The organism is Vibrio sp. M250220 (genome assembly GCF_036533795.1).
Lineage (GTDB): Bacteria > Pseudomonadota > Gammaproteobacteria > Enterobacterales > Vibrionaceae > Vibrio.
The window spans coordinates 1-519 of record NZ_JATABI010000199.1; the positions used below are offsets into that span (position 1 = coordinate 1).

Here is a 519-nt window from a genome sequence, read left to right on the forward strand (position 1 = left end):
GTTGTTCGATAAGTTGAGTGAGATTTGGGTAGGTATTCTTTAGCAACGCCTGTTCGCCTACATAACCGAGAATATTGAAGTAATAGAGTAAGTCTTGCTCTGTCTCAAAACCTTTGGCGTAAGCGCTATCCATTTGGCTACAAACCCAGTTTCTTAAGTCGTGAATCTGCTGACAACGCTCAGGAAACCAACGCTGCATGTGAGCAATCAATGTATTGGGCAGTGAATTTTGCCATGGGATGAGCGAGAGTCTTCGCCACTGCTCGTCAGTAATTTTTAGAGGTTGATGATGTATTTCAGGGGGGATAACAAAAGGATTTTCCAGCCTTTGCCACTGCCCTGCTTGGTGAATCCAAGCTTTGTTCATCGGCTGCCATAACATGGCACATTGAGTATCCAATAAAACATAGGCTGCATTGCTGTCAGCAAAACGAAAAAATCCGGGATTACCACTTGGCATTTCAACCATAATTAGTCGCCGTAAAGCTTTCGCTGCATCACTTAATGATAAATCTGAAG

1 pseudogene is annotated in these 519 nt (G+C 43.4%); it reads right to left on the minus strand.

The features are described from left to right. Positions 1-469, minus strand: a pseudogene (locus tag QTN94_RS20410) (DUF4123 domain-containing protein); the annotation flags it as partial. Between the last annotated feature and the right edge of the window lie 50 nt (positions 470-519).